The organism is Microcystis sp. M53598_WE2 (genome assembly GCF_030067735.1).
Lineage (GTDB): Bacteria > Cyanobacteriota > Cyanobacteriia > Cyanobacteriales > Microcystaceae > Microcystis > Microcystis aeruginosa.
This window is the reverse complement of the sequence record NZ_JASJFE010000656.1, coordinates 1-5,259: the sequence shown is the minus strand read 5'-3', so window position 1 is coordinate 5,259 and position 5,259 is coordinate 1. Positions and strand designations below refer to the sequence as shown.

General features: G+C 45.7%; 5 protein-coding genes. 4 read left to right on the top strand and 1 reads right to left on the bottom strand.

The features are described 5' to 3' along the window. Positions 1-377 precede the first annotated feature (377 nt). The 3 genes from PX636_RS13355 to PX636_RS13345 all read left to right on the top strand — a co-directional run bounded on the left by PX636_RS13355 (position 378) and on the right by PX636_RS13345 (position 2,790). Positions 378-575, top strand: a complete 198-nt coding sequence (locus tag PX636_RS13355; protein WP_002737592.1) for a DUF751 family protein — start codon at positions 378-380, stop codon at positions 573-575. A 41-nt stretch (positions 576-616) separates the two neighbouring features. Further along, on the top strand, positions 617-1,003 hold the full coding sequence (rbfA, locus tag PX636_RS13350; RefSeq protein ID WP_288117559.1) for a 30S ribosome-binding factor RbfA: 387 nt from the start codon (positions 617-619) through the stop codon (positions 1,001-1,003). Between the two features lie 206 nt (positions 1,004-1,209). After that, positions 1,210-2,790 (top strand): glycoside hydrolase family 3 N-terminal domain-containing protein, encoded by a 1,581-nt coding sequence (locus tag PX636_RS13345; RefSeq protein WP_004163468.1) that lies wholly within the window; start codon positions 1,210-1,212, stop codon positions 2,788-2,790. Here PX636_RS13345 and PX636_RS13340 read toward each other — a convergent pair. Continuing rightward, complete coding sequence (locus tag PX636_RS13340) at positions 2,787-3,986, bottom strand: lipid-A-disaccharide synthase-related protein (protein WP_288117558.1); 1,200 nt, start codon at positions 3,984-3,986, stop codon at positions 2,787-2,789. The two genes, PX636_RS13345 and PX636_RS13340, sit on opposite strands and share 4 nt — an antisense overlap. Positions 3,987-4,325: 339 nt before the next feature. On the opposite strand from PX636_RS13340, the gene tsaE reads away from it, so the two are divergent. Then, positions 4,326-4,796 carry a tRNA (adenosine(37)-N6)-threonylcarbamoyltransferase complex ATPase subunit type 1 TsaE gene (gene tsaE / locus PX636_RS13335; RefSeq protein ID WP_002782611.1) on the top strand — a complete coding sequence of 157 codons (471 nt, stop codon included), beginning with the start codon at positions 4,326-4,328 and terminating at the stop codon, positions 4,794-4,796. The last annotated feature ends 463 nt before the right edge of the window (positions 4,797-5,259 follow it).

Here is a 5,259-nt window from a genome sequence, read left to right as displayed (position 1 = left end):
TTGGAGTGATTGGGGGGAAAATTTAGGGATTTTTTCCCTGAAAATTAGGTAATTGACCACCTGAAAATGGGTAAAACCCCACACCCCACACCCCACACCCCACACCCTGCCCCCACGAAAAACTTTTTCAGCAGCCCCTAATTATCCTCTTTTGGTTAGCCCGAATTCAGGGATCGATCGATGCCCGTTGCAAGCTTGAATGTACCCTTAACTTGATCTAGAGTGGAGCGATTCTGTACTTTTCTCCAGCCAGATAGTTATACCACTAAATAGTACAAAAGTCTAGAGATTCTGTTAAGTCCCTTGAATCGGGCGGCGTGGCAGCACCGAAGCTTACTGCTATAATTGCTTACGGACAAAGATAATAAACAAAATTTATGGGCGACTTTTTTGATAACGTGAGCCGTTACCCCCGCTATCTGATTAGCTTTAGTTTAGGGATTTTCTTCGCCTTTTTCGGCTGGTTGGCCCCTTTATTAAAAAATCCCCTCACAGCGATCGCACTTGTGGGCTTTCTGGGGGGAACTTTCGCCTTTCTTTATTTCACCCTCAAAGCCATGCTCGGATTAGCTTGATACAATGGTAAGGGTTTCGCTGTTTTTAGGGGACGAAAATTATGGCTAACGACCGTCGAGTATCTCGCGTGTCCTCGCTAATTAAGCGCGAGGTCAGCCAAATGTTATTAATGGAAATTAAAGATGATCGGGTCGGTGCCGGTATGGTTAGCGTTACCGATGTGGCTCTCTCCCACGACCTGCAACACGCTAAAATTTTTGTGTCTATCTACGGCAACGAAGATGCAAAGGCCGAAACTATGGCCGGTTTAAAAGCTTCCGCAGGATTCGTCCGGCGCGAACTTGGTCAACGCATCCGTCTCAGACGTACCCCCGAAGTGGTCTTCCTAGAAGATTCTTCCCTCGAACGCGGCGATCGAATGTTACACCTTCTTGATCATATTAAAAGCGATCGACCCCCAGAAGATGACGATTCCGAAGAAGAATAGAACTATTAGCCGTCTTTTTTCTCCCTGTCTCCTGTCTCGGAGTCTCCTGACTTGAAAGAGGGTGTGGGGTGTGGGGTGATGGGGAAGTGGGGGAATTATGAATTATGAATTATGAATTATGAATTGGGGTATGGGGAGAACAAATAAAAATAATCTCCTGTCTCCTGATAACTGATAACTGATAACTGATAACTGATAACTGAATAATGAGCGATCGCATTTTATCCCTCAAAGAACGTATTGGTCAGATGATAGTAGTCCGCGCTTCCGGCTATCTCTTTGACCAACAAATCCGCTATCCTGCTTGGGAACCTGTCAACGCCACCCTGAAACATTGGTTAGAAACCCTCCACCTCGGTGGGGTGATTCTCTTAGGAGGCAGCGCCGCCGAAATCGCTTTCCGTAGCCAACAATTACAAAGTTGGTCCGGGGATAATCCTCTGCTCATTGCCGCCGATATCGAGGAGGGAGTCGGCCAAAGGTTTTCTGGCGCTACTTGGTTTCCCCCCCCGATGGCTTTAGGAAAAATAGCCGAAAAAAGCTTGACAAAAGCCACAGAATATGCTATGGAAATGGGAGCAATTACCGCTAAGGAAGCCCTAGCGATCGGGATTAACTGGATTTTAGCCCCAATTGTCGATGTGAACAATAATCCCGACAATCCCGTTATCAATATTCGTTCCTTCGCTGAAACTCCCGAAATCGTCGCTAATCTAGCTCAAGCTTTTATTTTAGGGGCGGATTCCTATCCAGTTTTGACCACGGCCAAACATTTTCCGGGCCACGGTGACACCAGCAATGACTCCCATCTCGATCTTCCCATCATCAACCACGATCATCATCGCCTAGAAGCGCTCGAATTGCCGCCCTTTCAAGCAGCGATCGAGTCGGGGGTTGATAGTATTATGTCAGGCCATCTGTTAATTCCCGCTTGGGATGCCGAATTTCCCGCCACTCTTTCCTCGAAAATTCTCGGGGAAAAACTGCGCCAAAATCTCGGTTTTCAGGGTTTAATCGTCACTGATGCCCTGATTATGGGAGGAGTAACCAAAATTGCCAGCGCTGCCGCCATAGCAGTGAGGGCGGTACAGGCGGGGGCCGATATACTGTTAATGCCACCCGATCCGATCGAAGCGATCGAAGCGGTGTATAGTGCCGTGCAAGCGGGTACAATTAGCGAAGCGAGAATTAATGATTCTTGGCAACGTATTCAACGAGCAAAAGAGAAATTGGGGCAAAGACAGCCATCCTTAGAATCCTTAAGCAGTTTAGCGGCACCGCAAGCTCTAGAGATTGTCAGGGATATTTTAAAAGATTCCCAAACAGTTAGCGCTAATTTACCGATTAAAGCCACTCAAGGCCGCAATTTAATCATTATCGATGATTTGCTCAACTGTGACTTTCTCGATCGCTCTTGTCCGGCGGTGACAATTCCCCGACAATGGGGTTATCAAACCCAAATAATTGATCGTAGCACCTTTAATCAGTCCCTCGTCTCCCCAGAAACGACTCTCCTACAAGTATTTATCCGTGGTAATCCTTTTCGGGGTAGTGCCGGATTAGGGGAGGAAACGAAAGCTATCTATCAAGCTTTGCTGAAAACTGGACAAATTCAAGCATTGATTGTTTATGGTAGTCCCTACGTTTTCCAGTGGTTTCGTCAACAAAGCGCAGAAATTCCCCATCTTTTCAGCTACGGACAACAACCAAGCGCCCAAAAAATTGCCCTAGAAACTATTTTTGAGGGGCCCACTAGGGGCGAAAATCAGACCGATACTTTCGTTTAAGGGCAAAAATTGCCTAGTAACCATTGGGCAATGCGATCGGAGGCCCCGGCTGGCCCCATTCTCTGACGACCATTAAAGGCGATTTCTTGCCACTGTGGGGGATTTTGTAATAAATATTCTAACTTGTCTGCTACTGACTCGGCACTATCGCCTAAGAGAATTGAACAGCCCAATAAACGCTGTTGCAGTTTGGCAAAATGGCGAGTAAATTGTGGTCCAGATCCCGCAATCGTGATCGCCGGTTTACCCAAACCGACGAACTGTTCCGTGGCAGTTCCCGCCATGGCGATGGCCAGATGGCAGCGGCCTAAATATTCGGCGTAATCCGTTTGAGAAATAGTTATAAATACTTCTTGACAAATAAACTTATTTGTGCTATGTTCTCGCCAACCCTGGGAAATTAAAGCAGCCGTAAAAGATTCCGGGGGGAGAGAAGGAGCGATCGCCGCCAAAAATTCCAGCTTGTAATCGGGAAAACGGCCGATAATGGCGGCCACAGCTGCGAGAATTTGCTGCCAATTGTGGAGAGATTCGGGAAAGCGCGAACCGGGTAGCAGCAGAATAGTTAGGCAATCTTGGGGAAAATCGCCCGTTATGGAGGGTAAAAGGTCATCCATCATCGGATTACCCCCATCGACAACGGGAATTGACCACTGTTGTAAAATTTTGCTAGTTAAACTATCCCGGGGAAAAACCCCCCGACAGCGAGGATGAGCCATTAACCAGCGTTCCCAAGGATAATAATAGGAACCCCAGAGGCGATCGATCATCGAGCTACTATCTAACCATCCCTGCTCATCCCGGAGATAGTATTCCGATTTAGCCGTTCCCACAAAAGTATAATCCCTCTCGCTCAACCAAGCAAGGGCAAGGGGTAAGATATCTCCCACCGCGACAATTTTTCCCCCTTCTTGGCCCCAATTTCTGACCAGACGGTATTGACGAGAGGTTAATCCTAATAATCCCCCCCGTAGATCTCGCCATAATTGTTTCGCATCCCTGGTGATAAAACCCCCAGAGGGCATTTTTTGACCTCGATCGAGAAGGGGAATCCCCAGACGAGTATAAGCATAACCGTTACCCACTAGGGGTAAAGCAGTAATACCAGGACAGTGGGGAGATGATTGCAGTCTTTTAATAATCCGGATCGCGATCTCGTCTTCACCGTGGCCATTACTCAAAAATAATAATTTCACTTTTTTTCTTAACTTCTGGCTTAAAGTCCTAAACTTCGGTTGTTTTATTCCCCTCGACCCTAGACAATGCTGATGGTTAGGGAACAATCAATTTTATAAAAGCAGTTAACCAACTCCCATTTAGTCTAATCTACCAGAAGGTTTCGCCGATCGCTTATCTCTGCCCTGATAGCGACCATTTGACCAAAGGTTAAGACTAAGAGATAAGAGATGAGTTTAACTGCTTCTATTTTTCTCGATCAAAAGACCAAATTTGGCCCCCCAGAGCCAAGGATGTCAGAAACCTGCTCTGATCGCTATATTAAAATCAGTGGTTAATGGGCATCCTAACGGGAAAAAATGATTATCGACTTACCCGATCGAGAAGCTACTGTCAATTTAGGCGAAAAACTGGGGCAAACCTTGGCCTCTGGCAGTGTAATTTTATTAAAAGGCGATTTGGGAGCGGGAAAAACCACCTTAGTACAGGGAATTGGCCTAGGATTGGGCATTCAAGAGCCTATAGCTAGTCCTACCTTCACCCTCGTTAACGAATATAACGAAGGCCGCCTTCCTTTGTATCATTTGGATTTGTATCGTTTGCAGGGTCAAGATATCGAGGCGCTGTACCTAGAAAATTATTGGCAGGGAATCGAGGTGGATTTAGGGATAGTGGCGATCGAATGGTCAGAACGTTTAACTTTTTTGCCAGAAAATTATCTAGAGATTACTTTACTCGATCGAGGCGAGCAAGGACGACGAGCGCTGCTCAATTTTGTCGGTGGGGAGGAAAAAAATAGCGACCCCACAGGAATCGCCATCAGCACTTGACTCTTTAAGCAATCAAACTTTCGTGGTAACTTTCCGCATCTAAGGTTGAAACATTTTACTTTCAGGTTATCTCCCATCAAATCGGATTAAACTGCTATAAGATGTAAAAAATAACTATTTTTTCACCTTTAATTTGCCGTTCTCACGGGGAAAATATCCGCTTTTCAGAGATATAATACTAAAAAAATCGGCAATTTCTGCTAATTTCACACTTTCTTTAGATTTATCTTCTATCTTGATGTCTGATCGGTTTTGGCAGTGGTTGACCCTTTCCCCTACTAGGGAATTGTGGAAAGAAAAAAAGTAGCGATCGAGTGCTAATTAGGGCTGGCTGAATAATGGTAAAACCCTTGTTGGTTAAGACTTTTAGAGTTTTTGTAAATCAAAAAGTACCAGATATGGGAGTGATCGGGGGGAAAATTCAGGGACTTTTTCCCTGAAAATTAGGTAATTGACCCCTTCA